This window comes from Acidovorax temperans (assembly GCF_006716905.1).
GTDB lineage: Bacteria > Pseudomonadota > Gammaproteobacteria > Burkholderiales > Burkholderiaceae_C > Acidovorax > Acidovorax temperans.
In genome coordinates, this window is record NZ_VFPV01000001.1 from 544778 (window position 1) to 569099 (window position 24322).

Annotated in this window: 21 protein-coding genes and 2 tRNA genes; 9 read left to right on the plus strand and 14 right to left on the minus strand. The window is 60.9% G+C overall.

Annotated features, from left to right (window positions below; translation table 11 throughout):
- Nucleotides 1-47 precede the first annotated feature (47 nt).
- Nucleotides 48-1265, minus strand: coding sequence for an ABC transporter substrate-binding protein (locus tag BDD18_RS02730; protein WP_082758734.1), 1218 nt, complete (start codon nucleotides 1263-1265; stop codon nucleotides 48-50).
- Nucleotides 1266-1516: 251 nt separating this feature from the next.
- Here BDD18_RS02730 and BDD18_RS02735 point away from each other — a divergent pair, with 251 nt between their 5' ends.
- The 6 genes from BDD18_RS02735 to BDD18_RS02760 all read left to right on the plus strand — a co-directional run bounded on the left by BDD18_RS02735 (nucleotide 1517) and on the right by BDD18_RS02760 (nucleotide 8356).
- Entirely contained in the window at nucleotides 1517-2419 is a 903-nt protein-coding gene (locus BDD18_RS02735) for an alpha/beta fold hydrolase (RefSeq protein WP_142081250.1), read from the plus strand.
- Nucleotides 2420-2686: 267 nt separating this feature from the next.
- A protein-coding gene (gene prfB / locus BDD18_RS02740; protein ID WP_142081252.1) for a peptide chain release factor 2 occupies nucleotides 2687-3791 on the plus strand; the annotation gives its coding sequence in 2 pieces (ribosomal slippage) (nucleotides 2687-2767 and nucleotides 2769-3791; 1104 coding nt in all).
- Nucleotides 3792-3849: 58 nt separating this feature from the next.
- A complete protein-coding gene (locus BDD18_RS02745; RefSeq protein ID WP_142081254.1) occupies nucleotides 3850-4533 on the plus strand; it encodes an HAD family hydrolase in 684 nt (227 codons plus the stop codon).
- Nucleotides 4517-7246 (plus strand): aminopeptidase N, encoded by a 2730-nt coding sequence (gene pepN / locus BDD18_RS02750; RefSeq protein ID WP_142081256.1) that lies wholly within the window; start codon nucleotides 4517-4519, stop codon nucleotides 7244-7246. Before BDD18_RS02745 ends, pepN begins: the two co-directional genes overlap by 17 nt.
- Nucleotides 7247-7260: 14 nt before the next feature.
- On the plus strand, nucleotides 7261-8268 hold the full coding sequence (locus BDD18_RS02755; protein ID WP_066694949.1) for a class 1 fructose-bisphosphatase: 1008 nt from the start codon (nucleotides 7261-7263) through the stop codon (nucleotides 8266-8268).
- Nucleotides 8269-8280: 12 nt separating this feature from the next.
- Nucleotides 8281-8356: transfer RNA gene (locus BDD18_RS02760), tRNA-Thr, on the plus strand.
- A gap of 621 nt (nucleotides 8357-8977) precedes the next feature.
- On the opposite strand, the gene BDD18_RS02770 is transcribed toward BDD18_RS02760, so the two are convergent.
- From BDD18_RS02770 to aceA, 11 genes are all read right to left on the minus strand, one after another.
- Nucleotides 8978-9289 (minus strand): single stranded DNA-binding domain-containing protein, encoded by a 312-nt coding sequence (locus BDD18_RS02770; RefSeq protein WP_066696873.1) that lies wholly within the window; start codon nucleotides 9287-9289, stop codon nucleotides 8978-8980.
- Nucleotides 9290-9367: 78 nt separating this feature from the next.
- Nucleotides 9368-9444: transfer RNA gene (locus BDD18_RS02775), tRNA-Pro, on the minus strand.
- 35 nt (nucleotides 9445-9479) lie between these two features.
- On the minus strand, nucleotides 9480-9908 hold the full coding sequence (locus BDD18_RS02780; protein ID WP_044399152.1) for a MerR family transcriptional regulator: 429 nt from the start codon (nucleotides 9906-9908) through the stop codon (nucleotides 9480-9482).
- A 100-nt stretch (nucleotides 9909-10008) separates the two neighbouring features.
- Nucleotides 10009-10353 (minus strand): integration host factor subunit alpha, encoded by a 345-nt coding sequence (locus BDD18_RS02785; protein ID WP_044399154.1) that lies wholly within the window; start codon nucleotides 10351-10353, stop codon nucleotides 10009-10011.
- Between the two features lie 9 nt (nucleotides 10354-10362).
- Nucleotides 10363-12813 carry a phenylalanine--tRNA ligase subunit beta gene (pheT, locus tag BDD18_RS02790; protein WP_142081260.1) on the minus strand — a complete coding sequence of 817 codons (2451 nt, stop codon included), beginning with the start codon at nucleotides 12811-12813 and terminating at the stop codon, nucleotides 10363-10365.
- 121 nt (nucleotides 12814-12934) lie between these two features.
- Nucleotides 12935-13987 (minus strand): phenylalanine--tRNA ligase subunit alpha, encoded by a 1053-nt coding sequence (gene pheS / locus BDD18_RS02795; protein WP_044399158.1) that lies wholly within the window; start codon nucleotides 13985-13987, stop codon nucleotides 12935-12937.
- Nucleotides 13988-14088: 101 nt separating this feature from the next.
- Complete coding sequence (gene rplT, locus BDD18_RS02800) at nucleotides 14089-14448, minus strand: 50S ribosomal protein L20 (protein ID WP_044399160.1); 360 nt, start codon at nucleotides 14446-14448, stop codon at nucleotides 14089-14091.
- Nucleotides 14449-14473: 25 nt separating this feature from the next.
- A complete protein-coding gene (gene rpmI, locus BDD18_RS02805; RefSeq protein ID WP_005795135.1) occupies nucleotides 14474-14677 on the minus strand; it encodes a 50S ribosomal protein L35 in 204 nt (67 codons plus the stop codon).
- Between the two features lie 187 nt (nucleotides 14678-14864).
- Entirely contained in the window at nucleotides 14865-15470 is a 606-nt protein-coding gene (infC, locus tag BDD18_RS02810) for a translation initiation factor IF-3 (RefSeq protein WP_142081262.1), read from the minus strand.
- A gap of 79 nt (nucleotides 15471-15549) precedes the next feature.
- Nucleotides 15550-17469 (minus strand): threonine--tRNA ligase, encoded by a 1920-nt coding sequence (gene thrS / locus BDD18_RS02815; protein ID WP_142081264.1) that lies wholly within the window; start codon nucleotides 17467-17469, stop codon nucleotides 15550-15552.
- Nucleotides 17470-17755: 286 nt separating this feature from the next.
- Nucleotides 17756-19087 (minus strand): isocitrate lyase, encoded by a 1332-nt coding sequence (gene aceA / locus BDD18_RS02820; protein ID WP_142081265.1) that lies wholly within the window; start codon nucleotides 19085-19087, stop codon nucleotides 17756-17758.
- Nucleotides 19088-19713: 626 nt separating this feature from the next.
- On the opposite strand from aceA, the gene BDD18_RS02825 reads away from it, so the two are divergent.
- Nucleotides 19714-20664, plus strand: coding sequence for a DMT family transporter (locus BDD18_RS02825; RefSeq protein WP_142081267.1), 951 nt, complete (start codon nucleotides 19714-19716; stop codon nucleotides 20662-20664).
- Here the strand turns inward: BDD18_RS02825 and rraA are convergent.
- The gene (gene rraA / locus BDD18_RS02830; RefSeq protein WP_066696891.1) at nucleotides 20650-21162 is read right to left on the minus strand and encodes a ribonuclease E activity regulator RraA; all 513 of its coding nucleotides are present in this window, start codon (nucleotides 21160-21162) and stop codon (nucleotides 20650-20652) included. The genes BDD18_RS02825 and rraA overlap by 15 nt on opposite strands.
- Nucleotides 21163-21287: 125 nt before the next feature.
- Nucleotides 21288-21542 carry a hypothetical protein gene (locus BDD18_RS22020; protein WP_170207357.1) on the minus strand — a complete coding sequence of 85 codons (255 nt, stop codon included), beginning with the start codon at nucleotides 21540-21542 and terminating at the stop codon, nucleotides 21288-21290.
- Between BDD18_RS22020 and BDD18_RS02835 the strand changes: the two genes are divergently transcribed.
- Both BDD18_RS02835 and BDD18_RS02840 read left to right on the plus strand, forming a co-directional pair.
- Nucleotides 21454-21768: an SWIB/MDM2 domain-containing protein gene (locus BDD18_RS02835; RefSeq protein WP_044399212.1), complete on the plus strand. Its 315-nt coding sequence runs from the start codon at nucleotides 21454-21456 to the stop codon at nucleotides 21766-21768. The two genes, BDD18_RS22020 and BDD18_RS02835, sit on opposite strands and share 89 nt — an antisense overlap.
- 410 nt (nucleotides 21769-22178) lie before the next feature.
- Entirely contained in the window at nucleotides 22179-24314 is a 2136-nt protein-coding gene (locus tag BDD18_RS02840; RefSeq protein WP_142081269.1) for a TonB-dependent receptor, read from the plus strand.
- Nucleotides 24315-24322 lie beyond the last annotated feature (8 nt).

A 24322-nucleotide genomic window follows, 5' to 3' on the forward strand; every position in this document is an offset into this window, starting at 1 on the left:
AGAAAGGCGGGGCGGGCGAGACAGGCTTACTTGATTCAGGGCCAAGCTCACTTCAGCTTGCACTGCGCGGCGTACGCGTCGCCGTAGTTCTCCAGCACGGTACGGATGGTCTTGTTGGTCACGCGGCCTTCGGCGTTTTTGCCGATGCTGCGCAGGTAAAAGTTCTGCACCGGAAAGTGGTTGTTGGCGTAGCGGAAATTGCCGCGCACCGACGGGAACTGCGCCTTGGCAATGGCCTTGGTCAGCGCTTCCTTGTCGCTGACCTTGCCGCCTGTGGCTTTCACGGCAGCGTCCATGGCCATGATCACGTCATAGGCCTGGGCTGCGTACAGCGAGGGGTAGCGGCCACCGTATTCCTTGCGGAAGGCGGCCACGAAGGCCTTGTTGGCAGCGTTGTCCAGGTCGTGCGCCCAGTGGGTGGTGTTGAACAGGCCCAGCATGGGCTCGCCCACGGCACCAATCACGTCTTCATCCGACGAAAAACCGCTGGTAACCAGCGTGATGTCCTTGGACAGGCCCGCTCCCACAAACTGCTTGATGAAGTTGATGCCCATGGCGCCGGGCAGGAAGAAATACACAGCATCGGGCTTGGCGGCGCGCAGCTGGGCCAGCTCGGTCGCGTAGTCGATCTGCCCCACCTTGGTGTAGATCTCGTCGGCCACCTGGCCCTTGAACTTGCGCTTGAAGCCAGTGAGCGAATCCTTGCCTGCGGGGTAATTGGGGGCGATCAGCACCATGCGGCCAAATTTCTGGTCGGCCGCAAACTGGCCGGCGGCTTCGTGAAACTGGTCGTTCTGGTAAGCCGTGCCGAAAAAGTAGGGGTTGCACTGCGCCCCTGCCAGCTGGCTGGGGCCTGCGTTGTTCGACAGGTAGGGCACCTTGGCGGCAAACAGCGTGGGTGCCACGGCCAGGGCCACATTGCTGGCGATGGGGCCGGTGAACAGGTCGATCTTTTCGCGCTGCACAAAGCGGTCTACCAGCTGCTTGGCCTGGTCGGGGCTGCCCGCCATGTCGGTCTGCACAAATTCTGCAGGCTGGCCGCCCAGCTTGCTGCCCAGTTGCTTGATGGCCAGCGCAAACCCGTCGCGTGCCTCGGCGCCGGGGCCGGCGAACGGGCCCGACACATCCAGCGCCACCCCCACCTTGATCGGCGAGCCCTGGGCATGGGCGGGGGCGCTGGCGAATGCAGCCAGCGTGGCCCAGGCCGTCAGGTGCGCCGTGCGGCGCAGCGTTGCAACGCAGAGAGAGCGGAAAAGGGGTGCCATCTTCAGGTCCTATCGGGAGAATGTGAAACGTGAGCGAGACGCGAATGCTACAGCCCTCCAAGAACCTGACTGGGCGCAGCAACCTGCCGAAATGCGTGGGGCGGTGGCATGGGGCGAGAAGCCAGGCCGGGCGGCACGCCGCCAGACTCCAAGGTGACAGCCGCCCCGCCCGGCCTTGCGGCGGTGCGCCGTAACATTGGGCCAACCCATCACGCCCGCGCCAAGCGGCCCTGCCCCGAGTTTTCCGCCCCATGTACCAGCCCATCCACCCTCTGCGCAGCAGCACCTTGCCCCTGCGCCGCCTCACCTACCACGTGAACCACTGGGGCCCCGAGCAAAGCCCCCTGCCCCCGCTGGTGCTGCTGCATGGCTGGATGGACGTGGGCGCCTCGTACCAGTTCACGGTGGATGCGCTGCGCCAGCAGCGGCGCATTCTGGCGCCCGACTGGCGCGGCTTTGGGCAGACCAGCACGCCGCAGGCCGACCACTACGTGTTTGCCGACTACCTGGCAGACCTGGACATGCTGCTCGACCATTACGCCCCCGGCCAGGCCGTGAACCTGGTGGGCCACAGCATGGGCGGCAACGTGGCCATGATGTACGCTGGTGTGCGGCCCGAGCGCATTCGCCGTCTGGTCAACCTGGAGGGCTTTGGCATGCCCGCCACCCGCCCGGCGCAGGCGCCCACGCGGTACGCCCAGTGGATCGATGAGATCAAGCAACTGCACCAGGGCGAAAAAACCCTGAACACTTACGACGACGCCAGCGGGGTGGCCCGCCGCCTGATGAAGACCAACCCCCGCCTCCCGCAAGACAAGGCCGAGTGGCTTGCGCAGCACTGGGCGCGGCCCAATGCCCAGGGCCGGTGGGAAATCCTGGGCGACCCGGCCCACAAGGTGACCAGCGCCCAACTGTTTCGCGTGGACGAGACGCTGGCCCTGTACGCCCGCATCACCGCCCCGGTGCTGGCGGTGGAGGCCAGCGACGACAGCCTGGGCCAGTGGTGGAAAGAGCGCTACAGCCTGGACGAATACCACGAGCGCCTTACCCATGTGCCCAACTGCCGCGTGGCCGTGGTGCAGGACGCGGGCCACATGCTGCACCACGACCAGCCCGAGGCCGTGGCACGGCTGATAGAAGATTTTCTAGACTGATGCGTTTCTGCCATATTGAGGGAAAAATGCCTCCAAGCCAATTGGCAAAAGCGCAAGCAGCTATTAAATAAATAGCAAATTCTTGAATCCCCAGGGCAATCAGGTGTGCCGTGGGTGGGCCGTCTGAGCCAGTCCGGCAGGCGGGTTGCAGCACCGCCCCGCAAGCCCACGGCCTTGGCTATCCCCGTGTTCTTCGAGGAGATCAGCCCTTGGGGCGTCCCGTGAGAAAATCGCCGGTTATTTCACAGAACACACAGGATACGCACCATGGACGCAGAACGCATCAACCTCATCGGCACCACCCTGGCGGACCTGGCCACCCGCACGCAAGAGTTACGGAGGTATCTTTGACTTCGATGCCAAATTCGAACGTCTGAGAACCGTCAACGCGTCGCTCGAAGACCCCTCGGTCTGGAACGATCCCAAGAAGGCCCAGGAGCTGGGCAAAGAACAAAAGTCGCTCTCCAGTGTGGTTGTCACGCTGGACAAGCTGACTCGCGAGCTGGCCGACAACGCCGAGCTGTACGAGATGAGCAAGGAAGAAGGCGATGAAGCCGGCCTGCTCACCATCGAAGCCGAAGCCGACAAGCTGCGCCCGCTGATCGAAGAGCTGGAATTCCGCCGCATGTTCAGCAACGAGGCCGATCCGCTGAACTGCTTTGTGGACATCCAGGCCGGCGCCGGTGGCACCGAAGCGTGCGACTGGGCCAGCATGTTGCTGCGCCAATACCTCAAGTACGCCGAGCGCAAGGGCTTCAAGGCCACGGTGGAGGAAGAAACTGCGGGCGACGTGGCCGGCATCAAGAGCGCCACGATCAAGATCGAAGGCGAATACGCCTATGGCCTGCTGCGCACCGAAACCGGCGTGCACCGCCTGGTGCGCAAGAGCCCGTTCGACAGCTCGGGCGGCCGCCACACCTCGTTTGCCTCGCTGTTCGTCTACCCCGAGATTGATGACTCGATCGAGATCAACATCAACCCGGCCGACGTGCGCACCGACACCTACCGTGCCTCCGGCGCCGGCGGCCAGCACATCAACAAGACCGACTCGGCCGTGCGCCTGACGCACATCCCCACCGGCATCGTCGTGCAGTGCCAGGACGGCCGCAGCCAGCACAGCAACCGCGACGTGGCCTGGCAGCGCCTGCGCAGCCGCCTGTACGACTACGAAATGCGCAAGCGCCAGGAAGAGCAGCAGAAGCTGGAAGACACCAAGACCGATGTGGGCTGGGGCCACCAGATCCGCTCGTACGTGCTGGACAACAGCCGTATCAAGGACTTGCGCACCAACGTGGAAGTCTCGGCCACGCAAAAGGTGCTGGACGGCGACCTCGATGTGTTCATCGAGGCCTCGCTCAAGCAGGGCGTGTGATGCGCCCCCTGCCGCAGCCGCTGGGCCCCGCCGCCCTGCCCCTGGGTGGGTGCCCGGCATGAGCCGCATCCCCACCCAGGCCATCATCTTCGACATGGATGGCACGATGATCGACTCCATGCCCTGGCACGCTCAGGCATGGGTCGAATTTGTGCGCCGCCGCCGCATGAACGTGGACGTGCCCGACCTGATGGCTCGCACCACCGGGCGCAACGGCACCGAGTGCATCCGCGAACTGCTGGGCCGCGAGGTGCAGCAGGACGAAGCCGACGCCCTGACGCGCGAGAAGGAAGACATCTACCGCGAGCTCTTCGGCCCCCGTTTTGCCGAAGTGGCAGGGTTTCGCCAATTTGCGCGGCAGGTGGCAGACTGCGGCTTGAAGGTGGCAGTGGGCACGGCAGGCGACATCCACAACGTGCACTTTGCCCTGTCGCACCTGCAGATGGATGTGCAGCCCCTGGCCATTGTGCGTGGCGATGAAGGCCTGCCGGGCAAGCCCGAGCCCGCCATCTTCCTAGAAGCCGCCCGCCGGATAGACGTGCTGCCGCAGCACTGCATCGTTTTTGAAGACGCCCCTTTTGGCATTGAAGCCGCCCGCCGCGCAGGCATGCGCGCCGTGGCGGTGTGCAGCACGCACAGCCCCACGCAATTGGCAGGCCCCCATGTGCTGGCTGCCGTGCGCGACTACACCGAACTCATGAACACCGACTTTCTGGAGAGCATCCATGTTGCAACTGTCTAAAGAAGATGGACAGGCCGCGCCTGTAGCCATCCGCCGCGAAGACTACACCGCCCCCGCCTACTGGATCGACAGCGTTGAGCTCACGTTCGACCTGGACCCCGCCAAGACCCGCGTGCTCAACCGCATGGTGCTGCGCCGCAACGCCGATGTGCCCGCGCAGCCGCTGCGCCTGGACGGCGAAGACCTGAACCTGGCGCGCGTGCTGGTCAACGGCCAGGGCACCTCGTTCAAGATGGACGGCGGCCAGCTGGTGCTGGAAAACCTGCCCGAAGGCACTGACGCCTTCGCGCTTGAAATCTTCACCACCTGCGCGCCCGCCAAGAACACCAAGCTCATGGGCCTGTACGTGAGCAACGATTCGTTCTTCACCCAGTGCGAGGCCGAAGGTTTCCGCCGCATCACCTACTTCCTGGACCGCCCCGATGTGATGGCCAGCTACAGCGTGACGCTGCGGGCCGACAAGACGCAATACCCCGTGCTGCTGAGCAACGGCAACCTGGTGGACAGCGGCGACCTGGAAGACGGCCGCCACTTTGCCAAGTGGGTGGATCCGCACAAGAAGCCCTGCTACCTGTTTGCCCTGGTGGCGGGCAAGCTGGTGGCACGGGAGCAAAAGATCCGCACCCGCGCGGGCACAGATCACCTGCTGCAGGTGTATGTGCGCCCCGGCGACCTGGGCAAGACCGAGCACGCCATGAATTCGCTGATGGCCAGCATTGCCTGGGACGAAGCCCGCTTTGGCCTGCCGCTGGACCTGGAGCGCTTCATGATCGTCGCCACCAGCGACTTCAACATGGGCGCCATGGAAAACAAGGGCCTGAACATCTTCAACACGAAGTACGTTCTGGCCAGCGAAGCCACCGCCACCGACACCGACTTTGCCAACATCGAGAGCGTGGTCGGTCACGAGTACTTCCACAACTGGACTGGCAACCGCGTGACCTGCCGCGACTGGTTCCAGCTGAGTCTGAAGGAAGGCCTCACGGTCTTCCGTGACCAGGAATTCAGCATGGACCTGGCGGGCAGCCCGTCGGCCCGCGCCGTCAAACGCATCGAAGACGTGCGCGTGCTGCGCACCGCACAGTTCCCCGAAGACGCAGGCCCCATGGCCCACCCGGTGCGGCCTGACAGCTACGTCGAGATCAACAACTTCTACACCGTCACCATCTACGAAAAAGGCTCCGAGGTCGTGCGCATGCAGCACAACCTGGTGGGCCGCGACGGTTTTGCCAAGGGCATAAAGCTGTACTTCGAGCGCCACGACGGCCAGGCCGTGACCTGTGACGACTTCGTACAAGCCATTGCCGATGCCAACCCGGCAAGCCCCTTGGCGCAGCATCTGCCCCAGTTCAAGCGCTGGTACAGCCAGGCCGGCACACCCCGCGTGCGCGCTACGGGCGTGTATGACGCCGCCACGCGCAGCTACGCGCTCACGCTGTCGCAAAGCTGCCCCGCCACGCCTGGCCAGTCGAGCAAAGAGCCGTTTGTGATTCCGGTAGAGCTGGGGCTGCTCAGCGCATCGGGCGCCCCCTTGGCCCTGCAACTGGAGGGCGAAGGCGCCAGTGGCGCAACGTCTCAAGTGCTGGTGCTGACCGAAGCGTCGCAAACCTTCACCTTCACCAACCTGGATGCAGCCCCGGTGCCATCGCTGCTGCGCAACTTCAGCGCGCCCGTGGTGCTGGACATCGACTACACCGATGCCGAACTGCTGACCCTGCTGGCGCACGACACCGATGCCTTCAACCGCTGGGAAGCAGGCCAGCGCCTGGCACTGCGCATTGCTATCAATCACATAGCTGGCAGCGCTGATCTGGCGGGCGCTACAGGCACTTTTGAGCCTAAACTTCTGGGCACTGCTTTTGTGGAGGCCATGCGCGCCGTGCTGCGCCATCCCGCCCTGGACGCAGCCTTCAAGGAACTGGTGCTCACCCTGCCTTCAGAGACCTACATCGCCGAGCAACTGGACGTGGTGGACCCGCAGCGTATCCACGCCGTGCGCGAAGCCATGCGCACCGAACTGGCGCTGGCCTTGCAGGCCGATTGGGAATGGGCCTGGGAACAACACCAGAACACCGGTGGCTACCGACCCGACAGCGTGTCTGCCGGCCGCCGCGCACTCAGCGGCATGGCCTTGCACATGCTGTGCATCGCCGCCAAGACAACGGGCGATGCCGTCTGGCCCGGCAAGGCCTACCAGCGTTTCAAGGACGCCGGCAACATGACCGACCGCTTCAACGCGCTCACAGCCCTGGTCGCCAGCGGCCATGAGCTGGCCGCCCCTGCCCTGGCCCGCTTCCACGCTCTGTTCAAGGACGAACCCTTGGTCATCGACAAGTGGTTTGCCCTGCAGGCGGGCGCCCCGGACCGGGGCGGTAACATCCTGCCCATCGTGCGCCAGCTGATGCAGCACCCGGACTTCAGCCTCAAGAACCCCAACCGTGCGCGGAGCGTCATCTTCAGCTACTGCAACGCCAACCCCGGCGCCTTCCACCGCCAGGACGCAGGTGGCTATGTGTTCTGGAGCGAGCGCGTGATTGAGCTCGACGCCATCAATCCGCAAGTGGCTGCCCGCCTGGCCCGCGCACTGGACCGCTGGAAGAAGCTGGCTGACCCCTGGCGCACGGCGGCCCGCGAAGCCATCGCCCGCGTGGCCGCCCGCGAGGGACTGAGCAACGACGTGCGCGAAGTCGTCAACCGCGCGCTGTCTGAATAATCAAGGAGAACCCCATGGCAAAACCCATCAGCCTCACCCGTTACCTCGTCGAGCAGCAACGCGTTGACGGCCACATCCCCGGCGACCTGCGCCTGCTGCTGGAGGTGGTTGCCCGCGCCTGCAAACGCATCAGCCAGGCCGTGAACAAAGGCGCGCTCGGCGGCGTGCTGGGCAGCGCCGACAGCGAGAACGTGCAAGGCGAAGTGCAGAAGAAGCTGGACATCATTGCCAACGAAGTGCTGATCGAAGCCAACGAGTGGGGCGGTCACCTGGCAGCCATGGCTTCAGAAGAGATGGACAGCATCTACCTGGTGCCCAACCGTTACCCACAAGGCGAATACCTGCTGCTGTTCGACCCCCTCGACGGCTCCAGCAACATCGATGTGAACGTGAGCATCGGCACCATCTTCAGCGTGCTCAAGAAGCCCGAAGGCTCGCCTGGCGTGACCGAGCAGGACTTCCTGCAAGCCGGCGCCCAACAGGTCGCAGCCGGCTATTGCGTCTATGGCCCGCAAACCACCCTGGTGCTCACGGTGGGCGATGGCGTGGCCATGTTCACCCTGGACCGCGAACAAGGCTCCTTCGTGCTCACGCAAGAAAACGTGCGCATCCCTGAAGACACCAAGGAATTCGCGATCAACATGAGCAACATGCGCCACTGGGACGAGCCCGTGAAGCGTTACATCGACGAATGCCTGCAAGGCAAGGAAGGCCCGCGCGGCAAGGATTTCAACATGCGCTGGATCGCCTCCATGGTGGCCGACGTGCACCGCATCCTGACCCGCGGCGGCGTTTTCATGTACCCCTGGGACAAGCGTGAGCCCAACAAGCCAGGCAAGCTACGCCTCATGTACGAAGCCAACCCCATGAGCTGGCTGGTCGAACAAGCTGGCGGCGCAGCCACCAACGGCAAGCAACGTATTCTGGACATCCAGCCCCAGCAACTGCACGAACGCGTGAGCGTCATCCTCGGCTCCAAGAACGAAGTGGAGCGGGTCACCAGCTACCATTCGACGCTATAATTTGAGTCTAAAGCCGGTGTAGCTCAGTCGGTAGAGCAGCTCATTCGTAATGAGAAGGTCGGGTGTTCGATTCATCTCTCCGGCACCAAATAAAAGGCCCTGATTCGCAAGAGTCAGGGCTTTTTTATTGGCGATGGGCGGGAGAGGAGATGCAATCGAATAGCTTCAGCTCTCGGGACCTGAGCCGAGCAGATGCCGACTTTGATGATCGGCACCAGTCACTCGAACGCGCCTCGAACTCAAACACATAGCAACTCACGCTAAGTGCATTCAGTACGACGCCCTGCTCGTCACAGTTAACACCACACCTTCCAAGACACACCGTGCAAAAATTTGCTTGCGAATTTCTGCGGGGCATGGAAACTTCAGGGCTAGCGCACTGCGCAAAGATGCAGCGCAAGTCGAGCCATCAACAGATGATCTTGCCAACACCACTGCAGGGAGGCATAAAGGCCGTGCAACCCAAGCAACCAATGGATCGCCGCAGCGGACGAGACCGCAGGCAAACGGTGGGCCAACCCCCGCTGAATCATGAAAGAAGAGTAACGGTTGAGCCTCGCCAACCCGAGGTGATTGAGATTGAAGTCACCCCGGAAGAGTTGGATGCCATGGGGTTCGCTACCCGGCAGGGCACACCGCCATCTTCCTAGCACTTGTCACAATTCCAAGCCCAGCTGTGGCGCAAGCCAGACGTGGTGATCACAGCACCTCAGTCGAAATGCTGGGCGTCTCCCATGCGCAAGATGCGGTGCGCAACCATGTCCAGAGCAGGCTTGCTGATCCCTTGTTTGTCCGTCCACACCTTGGGAGTCAGCGCACCGGTCACCGAGATGGCATCCCCTTCGTGGGTGCGCAAAAGGCTGTCACACACATCGGAATCAAAAGCGATCAGATTGACCAGCACACCTTCAGAGTCAGCACCCAGAACCCTGAGCTTGGCAACGCAATAAGGCCTGCCGGCCTTGTCCACCCGGCGCTCGGCCGAACTCCACACTCGGCCTGCCACCAAACCTTCAATCATGTTGTCCCCGATCCCATGTTTTGCATTGCACAAAGCAAAAAAGCCCGGCTCCTTTCAGAACCGGGCTTTTGCAATCAATGGTCGGCGTGGCGGGATTCGAACTCGCGACCCCTTGCACCCCATGCAAGTGCGCTACCAGGCTGCGCTACACGCCGACAAGACTTAGATTATATACACAAAATCGACCTTCTCACGAAAGAAGCGCCTTTATCTCCAACAATTCTCGACGCACCGCGATCAAGTCCAGAACGACGCCGCCGTCCACTGCAGATGCTGCAAGGGTGCCGTGTTCAGCATCACCCTCTGCACCATCAGTCGCGTCGTTAACGTCAAGCATGGGCGCTGCATTTTCACGCTCTACATGGGACAGCTCTTGCAGACGGTTGCGTGCACCGCTGATCGTGAAGCCTTGGTCGTAGAGCAGATCCCGAATCCGGCGGATCATCAGCACCTCATGGTGCTGGTAATAACGGCGATTGCCTCGACGCTTCATGGGACGCAGCTGCGTGAATTCCTGCTCCCAATAACGCAGCACATGCGGCTTGACGCCGCAGAGTTCAGCGACCTCACCGATGGTGAAGTAGCGTTTGGCCGGAATGACAGGAAGCGTTACGCCCATGATGGGAGACCGACGAAGACGTTAAACCGCCTAGCGTACTGCAGAGGCGGCTGCGTCACCACTGTCGTTGCGCAGATTTCTCGGAGATCCGATAAATGGTTCACGCCGCGCTGTCAGCGGCGCTGCCTTGTATCTGCTCCTTGAGTTTGCTGCTGGCGTGAAAGGTAACCACGCGCCGAGCCTCGATCGGGATCTCTTCCCCGGTACGGGGGTTGCGTCCAGGCCGTGGAGCCTTGGTCCGGATCTGGAAGTTGCCAAATCCGGACAGCTTCACGTCCTTGCCGTCAATCAAGCTCTGCACGATGAGATCAAAGAAGGCATCGACCATGTCCTTGGACTCGCGCTTGTTCAAGCCGATCTGGTCAAACAACAGGTCTGCCAGCTGGGCTTTCGTCAGCGCGTTGGTCTCAAGGCTGTCAACTGCGAATTCAATCACTTGGGGCATCTTCCAGCATCAAACGCGCAGGCGGCCACCCGTGCGGGCAACCAGCTGCGTGACCACGGCCTGCACGGCCGCTTCGATTTCAGCCTCGGTGAGCGAGGCTTCGTCGCGCCCCAAGGTCAAGCGCACCGCCAGACTCTTTTCTCCGGCAGCCACAGCGCCACCTGCGGCGTGCTCTTCCCCAGGCCGGACCGCCTTGGGACGGTACACGTCAAACAGCACAGCGGAACGCAGCAGTGACGCAGGCACAGCCGACTCCACCGCAGCCATGACTTCGCTGTGGGTCACACGCTCTGCCACAACAATTGCCAGATCGCGTTCCACCGCCTGGTGTTTGGCCACAGCCTTGAACTGAGGCACGGTGCGTTGCAGCACGGCATCCAGCTCCAGTTCGAACAGCACAGGCGCTTGAGGCAACTCCCATGACTGGCGCCATTGCGGATGCAACTCACCCACGTGGCCAATCAGCTTGCCGTTCATCAGCACACGGGCGCAGCGGCCAGGGTGCATCGCCGGATGGGTACCAGGCTCGAAGGTGGCACGCAGCGGTGCCAGCATCGCTTCAACATCGCCCTTGACGTCGAAGAAGTCAATGCCCTGCTCTTTGCGCCCCCACTGGAGCACATCGTTGGCACCATAGGCCACACCCGCCACCCGCATGGGCTGGTGAAAGCCTTCCACGGTGGTGTCGGTGTTGGCCACAGAAGCATCGCGCAAGAACACGCGGCCCAGCTCGAACACGCGCACGCGCTGGGCCTTGCGGTCCAGGTTGAACTTGAGCACCTGCAGCAACGAGCCCAGCAGCGTGGAACGCATCACGCTCATCTGACTGGCAATCGGGTTGAGCAACTTGATCGGGTTGGGATTGCCAGCCAGCTCATGTTCCCAGCGCTCTTCCACGAAGCTGAAGTTGATCGTCTCTTGGTAACCCAGCCCGGCCAGTAGGCGGCGCACGGCAAAGGGGCTGCGCGTTGCTTCGGCCGGCAGCTTGGGCGTGATGGGCGCCAAGGGCGGGGTGGTCGGCAGGTTGTTGTAACCCACCATGCGTGCCACCTCTTCGATCAGGTCTTCTTCGATCGCAATATCAAAACGGTAGCTCGGAGGAGTCACCGTGATCACACCGTCGGCCTCAGACACGGGCAAGCCCAGGCGCTTCAAGGCGTCCACACATTGCGCTTGCGTGAGCGGCATGCCAATGACCTTGGCAGCGCGGGCCACGCGCAGCGCCACAGGCTGAGACGCCGGCAGATGCACCACTTGGTCGTCCACCGGGCCGCAAACTGTCTCGGGCGTGCCGCAGATGTCGATCACCAGTTGGGTAATGCGCTCGATGTGCTCTACCGTCAGGCTCGGGTCCACACCGCGTTCAAAGCGGTGGCCTGCATCGGTAGAGAAATTGAAGCGGCGCGAACGCCCCGCCACTGCTTTGGGCCACCAGAACGCAGCTTCGATGTAGATGTTTTTTGTGTCGTCGGAAACGGCAGTGGCATCACCGCCCATGATCCCGGCGAGCGACTCCACCTGGCTGTCGTCGGCAATCACACCGACTTTTTCATCCACCGTGACGGTATTGCCGTTGAGCAGCTTGAGTTGCTCGCCCGCCTTGCCCCAGCGCACGTCAAGGCCGCCGTGGATCTTGTCGAGGTCAAAAATGTGCGATGGACGGCCCAGCTCGAACATCACGTAGTTGGAAATATCCACCAAGGGCGACACGCCCCGCTGGCCGCAACGGGCCAGGCGATCCAGCATCCACTGCGGCGTGGCGGCGCGGGTGTTCACATTGCGCACGATGCGGCCCGAGAAACGACCGCACAAATCAGGCGCACTGACCTTCACCGGCAACTTGTCGGCCAGCTGGGTTTGCACTGCAGGGAACGCGGGCTGCAGCAGCGGAGCCCCCGTCAGCGCTGACACCTCGCGGGCAATACCGTAAACGCTCAGGCAATGCGCGAGATTGGGCGTGAGCTTGAGGGTGAACAGCGTGTCGTCCAGATTCAGGTAGGCACGAATGTCCTGCCCCACGGGCGCTGCAGCATCCAGCTCCAGCAAGCCACCATGGTCTTCCGACAGTTTGAGCTCACGGGCCGAGCACAACATGCCCTGGCTCTCCACACCGCGCAACTTGCCCACCTTGATGAGGAAGGGCTTGCCATCGTCACCGGGTGGCAACTCGGCACCCACCAAGGCGCAAGGCACCTTGATGCCCACACGGGCGTTGGGCGCGCCGCAAACGATGTTCAGCAGGGCGCCCTGCCCCACATCGACCTGGCACACGCGCAGGCGATCGGCGTCAGGATGCTGCACAGCTTCCTTGATCTCGCCCACGACGATTTTGGTGAAGGGAGGCGCCACGGGACGCAGTTCTTCGACCTCCAGCCCTGCCATGGTCAGGGTGTCGGCCAGCTCTTGCGTCGTCAGCGGTGGATTGCAGAATTCGCGCAACCAGGACTCAGGAAATTGCATAGTGGGATTCTTTGGCGTTGCTCTTAAAAAAGTAGCAGCTAGCGCTTTTTGCGAAAGGGTTTCAGCAACCAAACATGGTGAAACCCAATGAATACAAGCGCAGCCAGCTCACTTTTTTGCGTTATTGGAACTGCGACAGGAAACGGATGTCACCGTCGAAGAACAGGCGCAAATCGTTGACGCCATAGCGCAGCATGGTCAGGCGGTCAGGCCCCATGCCGAAGGCGAAGCCGATGTACTTTTCAGGATCGAGCCCCATGTTGCGCACCACGTTGGGGTGCACCTGACCGGAACCCGCCACCTCCAGCCAACGACCGGCCAATGGGCCTGTCTGGAACTGGATGTCGATTTCGGCACTGGGCTCTGTGAACGGGAAGAAGCTGGGGCGGAACCGCAGCACCAAGTCGTCGCTCTCGAAGAAGGTGCGGCAGAAGTCCGTGAAGATGACCTTCAAATCCTTGAAGCTCACGTTCTCGCCAATCCACAAGCCTTCGCATTGGTGGAACATGGGCGAATGCGTGGCATCGCTGTCCACGCGGTAGGTGCGGCCCGGGGCGATCACGCGAATCTCGGGCATGGCCTGGCCTGCGTCGAGCAGCGCACGGTGCTTTTTCACATGCTGCACGGCATGGCGAATCTGCATCGGGCTGGTGTGGGTGCGCAGCAGGTTGGGGGCGGTGGCAGTGCCGCCCTCCACGTAAAACGTATCGTGCATGGAACGCGCAGGATGGTCTTCCGGCGTGTTCAGTGCAGTGAAGTTGAACCAGTCGGTCTCGATCTCGGGGCCTTGAGCCACATCGAAACCCATGGAGCCGAAAATGCCCTCGATGCGCTCCAGCGTGAGCGACACAGGGTGCAAACCGCCCTGCCCGCGCTGGCGGCCTGGCAGGCTCACATCCAAGGCCTCGGCCTTGAGTTGGGCTTGCAGCTCGGCATCTGCCAGTGCCTGACGACGGGCGGTCAGTGCGGCTTCGATCGCCTGCTTGGTCAGGTTGATGGCAGCGCCACGGGACTTCTTCTCTTCGACGGACAGCTGCGCCATCCCCTTCATGAGCTCCGTCACACGGCCCGATTTGCCCAAAAACTGCGCCTTGGCATTTTCCAGCTCAGCAGGGGTAGCGCTTTGTGCAAACAGTTGCTTCGCGCTTTCGACCAGAGAATCCAACTCGTTCATATCGACTCTTGAAAATAAACAAGGGCTAGTGCCTTTTCAAGCTCTAGCCCTTGCTGTTATTGCGCAAGAAGCTATCAAAACGATAGCCCCTTATCGTGATCTCAAGCAGCCAGCTTGGCCTTGACTTGGTTCACGATGCTGCCGAAGGCAGCCTTGTCGTGCACTGCGAGGTCGGCCAGCATCTTGCGGTCGATCTCGATGGAAGCCTTCTTAAGGCCGTTGGCGAACTGGCTGTATGTCAGGCCCAGTTCACGTGCAGCGGCGTTGATACGGGCAATCCACAACTGGCGGAACACGCGCTTCTTGTTGCGGCGGTCACGGTAGGCATATTGCCCAGCCTTCATTACCGCCTGTTTGGCGATACGGAAGACATTACCGCGGCGACCACGGAAACCCTTGGCAAGGGCGAGAACTTTCTTGTGACGGGCACGGGCCGTTACACCACGTTTGACGCGAGGCATGTATGTACTCCTTGTTCGTCAGTTATTACAGGCCAGCGCTAGGCAGCATTTGTGCGATCGAGCCCATGTTGGTCTCATGCACATTCACTGCACCACGCAGATGGCGCTTGTTCTTGGTGGTCTTCTTGGTCAAGATGTGACGCTTGAAGGCCTGACCGCGCTTGACGGTACCACCTGGACGAACGCGGAAACGTTTTTTCGCGCTGCTCTTGGTCTTCATTTTGGGCATTTGAATGCTCCTTTTCGTTGTGCTCGTGAGGCGTTTGCAAACCGATCTGCAAACTTGTTGGCCCCGAGCCACTTTTACCCAGGATGTGACTCCTGGGGGCTGGCAGTGCGAACACTGCCTTTGACCGGCATGCGTTTACACGCAAGCCGACAAACTTATCAAACCTCGCTAAGACGGCTCTGCTCACTCAGGCAGCGGTGCCACCTGCTGCGTTGTCTGCAGCAGGCTTGGCCGCAGCAGGCTTCTTCTTGCCTGGTGCGATCATCATGATCATCTGGCGCCCTTCCAACTTGGGAAACTGCTCGACGATGATCGAATCGGCCAACTCATCACGAATACGGTTGAGCAGTGCCAAGCCGAGTTCCTGATGGGTAATTTCACGCCCGCGAAAACGCAGGGTGATCTTGCATTTGTCCCCATCCGCCAAAAAGCGGCGGATGTTACGCATTTTGATGTTGTAGTCGCCGTCGTCCGTACCGGGACGGAACTTGACTTCCTTGATCTCGATGACCGTCTGCTTCGCCTTGGCTTCTGCAGCGCGTTTTTGCTCCTGGTACTTGAACTTTCCGTAGTCCATCAGGCGGCAAACCGGGGGGTTGGCCGTTGCAGCAATTTCCACCAGATCCACATCCAGCTCGCCAGCCATGCGAAGGGCTTCCATCAAACTCACAACGCCCAAAGGCTCGTTGTCAGGCCCAGAAAGACGAACTTCTGGGGCCATGATTTCACGGTTCAGGCGGTGCTTGCGCTCTTCGCGCTGGCGACGATCACGAAATTCAGTAGCGATGGCTATCTTCCTTGAATCAAAATGCTACGAAAATTGTAGCTACACCCGCGCAACTGGCGTGCCCCAGAGCTAGATTTATTCAAAATCAGGCTTTGTCAGCGATGTCTTTGGCGATGAGTTCAATGAACGCATCTACCGACATCACACCGAGGTCACGATTGCCTCGGGCGCGCACTGCGACGGCTCCTGCCGCCTTCTCTTTGTCGCCCGCGACAAGGATGTAAGGCAGCTTTTGCAACGAATGCTCACGTATTTTATACGTAATCTTCTCGTTACGCAGATCCAGGGCCACCCTAAGGTCTTGATTGGGCAGTGCTTTTTGCAGTTTTGCTGCAATTTCACGACAGTAATCGGCTTGCGAATCAGTGATGTTGAGCACCGAAACCTGCACTGGAGCCAACCATGTGGGCAGTGCGCCCGAATGCTGCTCGATCAAAATTCCGATGAAACGCTCCAGGCTGCCCACGATGGCACGGTGCAGCATGATGGGGCGGTGGCGCGCACCGTCTTCCCCCACAAATTCTGCATCCAGGCGCTCTGGCAGATTGGGGTCCACCTGGATCGTGCCGCACTGCCACTGGCGCCCCAAAGCATCCTTGAGCGTGTATTCGATCTTGGGGCCGTAGAAAGCGCCTTCGCCCGGCAGGTACTCAAACTCACAACCGGAGGCGCGCAGGCCTTCGGCCAGTGCGCTTTCCGCACGGTCCCAACTTTCCGCTGTACCGATGCGCTTTTCTGGACGAGTCGAGAGCTTGTAGATGATGTCGGTGAAACCAAAGTCCTTGTAGACCTTCTGCAGCAGCTTGGTGAAAGCCACCACTTCCGACTGGATCTGGTCTTCGGTGCAGAAGATGTGGCCATCGTCTTGCGTAAAGGCACGCACCCGCATGATGCCGTGCAAGCCGCCGGTCGGCTCGTTGCGGTGACACTGTCCGAACTCACCAAACCGCAGCGGCAGATCGCGGTAGCTCTTGATGCCTTGCTTGAAGATGATGATGTGACCAGGGCAGTTCATCGGCTTGAGCGCATAGTCGCGCTTTTCCGACTCGGTCACGAACATGTTCTCGCGGTACTTGTCCCAGTGCCCGGTCTTTTCCCAAAGGCTCTGGTCCAGGATCTGCGGGCCCTTGACCTCCTGGTAGCCGTTGTCGCGGTACACGCGGCGCATGTATTGCTCCACCTCTTGCCACACAGTCCAGCCCTTGGGGTGCCAGAACACGGTACCGGGCGAGTGCTCGTCGATATGGAACAGATCCAGCTCACGGCCGAGCTTGCGGTGGTCGCGCTTCTCGGCCTCCTCCAGCATCGTGAGGTACTGCTGCAACTCATCCTTGCTCGCCCAAGCCGTGCCATACACGCGCTGCAGCATTTCGTTGCGGTGGTCACCGCGCCAGTACGCGCCCGCCACCTTCATCAGCTTGAAGAACTTCAGCTTGCCAGTGCTGGGCACGTGCGGTCCGCGGCAGAGGTCTTCAAAATCACCTTCGCGGTACAGACTCACATCTTCATTGCTGGGAATGCTGGCAATGATTTCAGCCTTGTAGTGTTCCCCCAGGCCCTTGAAATAAGCCACGGCTTCATCGCGCGGCAGCACCCGGCGCACCACCGGCTCGTCCTTCGCAGCCAACTCAGCCATCTTCTTCTCGATGGCTGCCAGATCTTCAGGTGTAAAGGGGCGCTTGTACGCAAAGTCGTAATAAAACCCGTTTTCGATCACTGGCCCGATGGTGACCTGCGCATCAGGGAACAGCTGCTTGACGGCGTAAGCCAGCAAGTGGGCTGTGGAGTGGCGAATCACTTCAAGACCATCCGCATCCTTGGCTGTAATGATCGACAGCGGGCTGTCTGCAGTGATCTGGTAGCTGGTATCGACCACCTTGTCACCGATCTTGCCGGCCAATGCGGCCTTGGCCAGACCTGCGCCAATCGACGCAGCGACTTCAGCCACGGTGACCGGTCCTGGAAATTCGCGCTGCGAGCCATCAGGAAGCGTAATGTGAATCATGGGATGTCCGTAAGAAAGGAGGCAGACGCACCAGCATCCGCAGAAAGTTCAAAACAAAAAAGCGCGGAACCGGCCGCGCTTTTTGGAGGGAGTGCATCTCGTGCAGGCGCGAACGGCCAGCCACTAGCGGCCGGTGAGGATCTCCGTCGTAGTTCGCGGTGTCATAACCAAGATGCCTTTCTCGCTCTTGTAGGTGGTAACTGGCGACATTTTAACCACCCACGAGGAATGGACAGCAAAAAGCCCGGGCAAGCCCGGGCTCTGAATCACTACCTGCCAGCGCAGATCAGTGGAACTGCTCTTCTTCGGTAGAGCCAGTGAGGGCCTTCACGGAGGACGAACCGCCCTGGATCACGGTGGTCACGTCGTCGAAGTAGCCTGCGCCGACTTCCTGCTGGTGCGACACGAAGGTGTAGCCCTTGTCGCGTGCTGCGAACTCAGGCTCTTGCACCATTTCAACGTAGTGCTTCATGCCTTCGCCGCGAGCGTAGGCGTGGGCGAACTGGAAGGTGTTGTACCAGTTGATATGGATGCCCGCCAGCGTGATGAACTGGTACTTGTAGCCCAGTGCGGACAGCTCTTCCTGGAAGGAAGCGATCTGGCTGTCGTTGAGGTTCTTCTTCCAGTTAAACGATGGCGAGCAGTTGTACGACAGCAGCTTGCCGGGGCAGGCAGCGTGCACAGCTTGCGCGAATTCACGGGCGAAGCCGATGTCTGGCACGCCAGTTTCGCACCACACCAAGTCGGCGTAGGGGGCGTAGGCCACGCCACGGCTGATGGCTTGTTCCAGACCGTTCTTCACGCGGTAGAAGCCTTCTTGTGTGCGCTCGCCAGTCAGGAAAGGCTTGTCGTTGGCGTCATGGTCAGAGGTGATCAGGTTGGCGGCTTCAGCGTCAGTACGCGCCAGCACGATGGTGGGAACACCCATCACGTCGGCAGCGAAGCGGGCAGCGATCAGCTTTTCGCAGGCTTCCTGCGTGGGCACCAGCACCTTGCCACCCATGTGACCGCACTTCTTCACCGCAGCCAGCTGGTCTTCAAAGTGCACGCCGGCTGCGCCTGCGGCAATCATGTTCTTCATCAGTTCGAAGGCGTTGAGCACACCGCCGAAACCGGCTTCCGCGTCGGCCACGATGGGCAGGAAGTAGTCAATGAACTCCTTGTCGCCAGGGTTCACGCCACGGCCCCACTGGATTTCGTCAGCGCGCTTGAAGGTGTTGTTGATGCGGCGAACCATGGTGGGTACCGAGTCGTAGGCGTACAGCGACTGGTCGGGGTACATGGTTTCAGACGTGTTGCCGTCAGCGGCCACTTGCCAGCCCGACAGGTACACGGCTTCCAGTCCTGCCTTGGCTTGTTGCATGGCTTGGCCAGCGGAGATGGCGCCGAACGCGTTGACGTAGCCCTTCTTGGCGCCACCGTTGATCTTGTCCCACAGCTTTTCAGCACCGCGCTTGGCCAGGGTGTACTCGATGGGCAGCGAACCACGCAGGCGCACCACATCAGCGGCGGAATAACCGCGCTTCACACCCTTCCAGCGGGGGTTTTGCGCCCAGTCTTTTTCCAGGGCAGCAATTTGCTGTTCGCGGCTCAGTTGTTCGTTGAGGGATTGAGGCATGTGGACACTCCTGAGGTTGGTTGAAAACACCGGGCAATTTGCTCTGCCCATGGACACAACTTTAAGTCTTGTATAAGACACAAGCAAGCTCTTATGTCTTATACAAGAGATAAATTTTTTTATTTAAAAACAATGACTTAAATACATGATTCCTCAATGCGGTAGTTTGTTATCGCAATAAGAAATTTTTAGAGAAGTCGAAACGTCTTTTTATTTCACAATGCAAAAATGAATTTTTACGATAAGAAATTTCTACCAAGCCGAAAACGCTGAAGCTGGCTGGAGCCGCAACGAGCAGGAGTCCATAGGCCGTGCAGCCCCTACCCTCCTCACCCCAGGCTTTTGCGACCCATCACGCCAAGAGGCTCTCGATGCGCGTTCACAACCCAGCAAGCGCCAACCGTCGGTCAACCAACTCCCTGTCTTGCGATGGCACACCAAGGTAGCCATGCCGGGTTGCATTACGAAGACAAAGCCCGCCGAAGGCACTGGCAGGCAGTGCGGCCATCGCAGTTGAGGGGCTTGCACGCGGGGAGCCTCACACCCACGCATGAGTCTGTGACACGCCAACAAGGTGGGTTCCGTCGTGCATGATGCTGGGTTGTTTGCACTATTTGACGTTCGTTATGCACCACCCCAGCCGACCCTTGGCCTACGTTTGTCTGGCACTCAGCATGTTCTTGGTGGGCAGTTATGTTGCCCTGTCCAAACCGCTGGCAGGGGTCATTCCGGTGTTCTTGCTGGCGTGGCTGCGTTTTGGGATTGGCGGTGTTGCCATGCTGGGCTGGCTGCGCAAGCCTGCAGACGAGCCCCCCATGAGCGCACAGACCAAGCGATTGCTATTCCTGGAGTCGTTCCTGGGCAATTTCCTGTTCACCATGTGCATGCTCTATGGCGTCAGCCTGACGAGTGCCGTGTCGGCAGGCGTCACGATGGCTGCCATTCCGGCAGCGGTGGCCGTGATGAGCTGGGCGTTTTTGCGTGAACGGGTGCCGCCCCGGACGTGGGCGGCCGTAGCGCTCGCCGTGCTGGGTATTGCACTGCTATCGCTATCAAAATCAGAGCATTCAACGCACGGCGGAGTTGCGCAAGCGGGCGATAGCACTGCCAATCTCACTTGGCTGGGGCAACTGCTGCTGATCGGCGCTGTGCTATGCGAAGCCGCGTATTCGGTCATTGGCAAGAAGCTCACCGGCTCGCTGGGCCCCAAGCGCATCACCTCACTGATCAACGTCTGGGGGTTTGTGCTGGCCACGCCCTTGGGCCTGTATACCGCTTACACGTTTGACTTTGCAGCCGTGAGCACGGGCATGTGGCTGCTGCTGGTTTTCTACGCGCTGGCTGCCAGCGTGTGGACGGTGTGGCTGTGGATGACGGGGCTGAAGTCCATCCCCGCCGCGCAAGGCGGCGTGTTCACCGTGATGCTCCCCGTGAGTGCGGCGCTGGTCGGGGTGTGCGTGCTCGGCGAAACACTCACCGGCATCCAGACCCTGGCCTTGGGCATTGCCTTGGCCAGCGTGCTGCTGGCCACTCTGCCGCCCCGCAAAACGGCCAGCCCAGCCTCAGCCCAGCAGTGATGTGGCACTGACCACGATGCCGTCCTCGTCTGCATAAAGCCAATCGCCGGGGCGCACCCACACGCCCTGGATCAGCACGGCCACGTTGCTCTGGCCTTCATTGCGTTTTTCGGTCGGCAGCGGCATGAGCCCCAAGGCGCAGATGCCCACGGCAGCGGCCCGCAACTCCGCAGCGTCCCGCACGCAGCCGTTGACGACCACCCCCGCCCAGCCATTGCGGGCCCCAGCGGCTGCCAGGTTGCCGCCGACCAGTGCGCGGCGCAGCGATGCACCGCCATCCACCACCAGCACACGGCCTTGCCCAGGCGTATCGAGCGCGGACTTGACCAGCGTGTTGTCCTCAAAGCACTTTACCGTTGCAACCGGGCCACAAAACGCCCCCTTGCCACCGTAGTGAAGAAAGCCTGGGGGCAACACCCGGAATGCACCGCTGTCATCGGCTTTGTGAACGTCGCACAAATCACAGGTGCTGAATGCAGCCGTTGGATGGTCAACCATGGAGAAACCTTTTGTCAGAGAGGAGGAAAGCGGCCCCAGCGGACTCAAGCCGCCAGTTCCAACGCTCACATTGTCACCAGACATTGCAGGCGAGTCATGCCACACAGCCAGCCTACGTTTGTTAATCATTCATTGCCGTGCCACGCAGCCAAGGTAAGGGCCGCTACAAATCGAGGCAAAAAAAGCCTTTTCTCCCTTGGAAACCCGTTTTTTTCAAAGTAGCATCGGCTGGCCAGTGGGAAAGCCGCTTTTCTCTGGTGAAGATTGATGTCCAAAAAGGAAAAACCCAACATGGCAACTGCAAAAAAAGCTCCGGCAAAGACCGCTGCGGACAAGGCCGCAGCACCGGCAAAGAAGCGCACTCCCAACGCAGCCTTCATGAAGGCCCTCACACCCAGCCCCGCACTGGCTGCCGTGGTGGGTTCTGCGCCACTGCCACGCACGGAGATCATCAGCAAGCTGTGGGTCTACATCAAGGCCAACAACCTGCAAGACGCCGCCAACAAGCGCAACATCAACGCCGATGCCAAGCTCAAGGAACTGTTCGGCAAACCTCAGGTTTCCATGTTCGAACTCGCTGGCCTGATTGGCAAGCACGTCAGCTGAGCCCCTCGCCCAGTCACGCAAAAGCCGGCTCTGCCGGCTTTTTGCTTTTTGGGGCCCCGCTGACCGTGGCGTCTCGGTCCGTTGATCACGCTGTTGTTTACAAACACCAATACAAATGAGAATGACCCTCATTTGATACAATACATAACAGCTGACAAACGCATAGCCATGCACACCGCGCCCCGCTGCGTGAATCTAGCCATTGCCTCTGGTCTGCTCTTGGTACATCCCTCGCCCATGCTGCGCGGCCACCGCTGGTGCGCGCTGACGAGCGATGCCACACCACCTGCACCATCCATTTTCGGAGGCCACCTTGGCAAAAACCTGCGCACCGCGCGGCAGCAGCATGCTGCAATCGACTCCCTCTTCCGCCCCCCCAGTCCGACAAAGTCTTGCTGCCCCTGGGCGCCATGATGCTGGCCGCCTCGGTTGGCAGCTGGGCGCAGACCGGCACCACACCCGAAGCCACGCTGCCCGCCGTGACGGTGAAGGAGCAGGCCGCCCCACAGGGCAAAGACACCCTGCTGATCAAGCAGACTACCGTGGGCAAGGGCAAGCAAGAGATCAAGGACATTCCGCAGTCGGTCACGGTGTTCACTGAAAAGCTGATGAACGACCGCAACCAGGACGACTTCCGCGAAGTGCTGCGCACCACCGCCGGCGTGACCTTTCTGGCAGGCGAAACGGGTGAGGAAGACGTGCGTCTGCGCGGCTTCTCGCTGGGCCAGGCCGGTGATATCTACAACGACGGCATGAAGGACGCCCCGCTGCTGGAGCGCGACACCTTCAACAACGACCGCGTTGAAGTGCTCAAGGGCTCGGCCTCGATGCTGTTCGGCAAAGGCTCGACTGGCGGCGTGGTCAACCAGGTGAGCAAGTCTCCTCTGCTGATCGACCAGCACGAAGCCTCGTACACCTACGGCACCGGCAACACCCACCGCGCCACCGCCGACCTCAACTTCATCACCGGCGAAAACGCGGCATTCCGCCTGAACGCCATGGTGCAGGAGTCCGACAACTTCGGTGCCAAGCAAGACAAGCGCGGCATTGCACCCAGCTTTGCCTGGGGCATCGGCACGCGCGATGAGTTCTCCATCGGCGCTTACTACCTGACCACCGAAGGCCGCCCGATCTACAACCACCCCTGGCGCCTGTCGGCCGACGGCAAGATCAACACCACCCTGCCCGCCCGCAACTTCTACGGGCTGCAAAGCGACTACAACAACACCGAATCCAAGTACGTCACGCTGGGCCATATCCACCGCTTTGACGACAACGGCGAGCTGAACACCCGCCTGCGCTGGGGCAACTACAAGCGCGACATGCTGGCCAGCACCATTGGCTTCCAGAACAGCGGCATCACCCTGGGTCAGATCAACGAAAGCACCGTGCTGACCCGTGGTTCCAAGGGTCGCATCGGCGAAAGCGATGTGCTGCAAGCACAAAGCGACTACAGCAACACCTTCAACTGGGGCGGCAAGAAGCACGCCGTGCTGGCGGGTGTGGACTATTACGACGACGACGCCAAGCGCAACCAAAGCTACGCCAACACCACAGCACGCCCCACCACCATCGTGGGCGCGCCCAACAACGGCGCCTCGGTGGTGGATGGCCGCGCTCCCGTACAGTGGAACACCTTCACGTCGCGCAACCTGGGTCTGTATGCGCAAGACACCGTCTCGCTCACCAACACCCTCAAGCTGGTGGGCGGCCTGCGCTATGACGACTTCAGCGCGTCTTACCGCAACCCCGCCGGCACGATCAGCAACAAGATCTCGGACAGCCTGGTCAGCCCCCGCGTCGGCCTGATCTTCCAGCCCGACGAGCTGACTTCGTACTACGTGTCTTACGGCACTTCGTACAACACCTCGGGCGATACGTACCAGTACGACATCAGCCTGAGCAACAGCACCAACCGTGCAGCGGCCACACCGCCCGAAAAGAGCCGCAACATCGAAATTGGCAGCAAGTTCGAGCTGTTCGAACGCCGCGCACTGCTGGGCGTGGCCATGTTCTACAGCGAGAAATACAACGAGCGCAACACCGACCCCGACACGGCTGCCGCGCAAGAGCTGCTGTCCGGCAAGCGCCACGCCACCGGCATGGAATTCAACCTCGCTGGCCGCATTTCGCCCCAATGGGAAGTGTTCTGGAATCACACCTGGATTCCTGACGCCAAGATCGACCGCAGCAACGTGGTGCTCGCTGCCAACGGTGGCGGTGCGCAGGTGCAGGGCGACCGCCCAGGCCTCACCCCCAAGCACAGCGGCAGCGTGTGGAGCACCTACGCCATCACGTCCAAGATCCGTGCAGGCGCTGGTATTACTTACCGCGGCAAGCAAAACCCCGAGGGCTCGCGCGCCGTGTATGCCAGCGGTTTCGGTGTGGTGGATGCGATGGTCGAGTACGCCATCGACGACAAAACCTCCGTCAAGCTCAACGTGAACAACCTGTTTGACAAGGTCTACGCTGACGGCCTGTACCGCGGCTTCTACATCCCTGGCGCGGCGCGCTCTGTCCAGCTGACCCTGAAGACCCGCTTCTGATCCCCTGC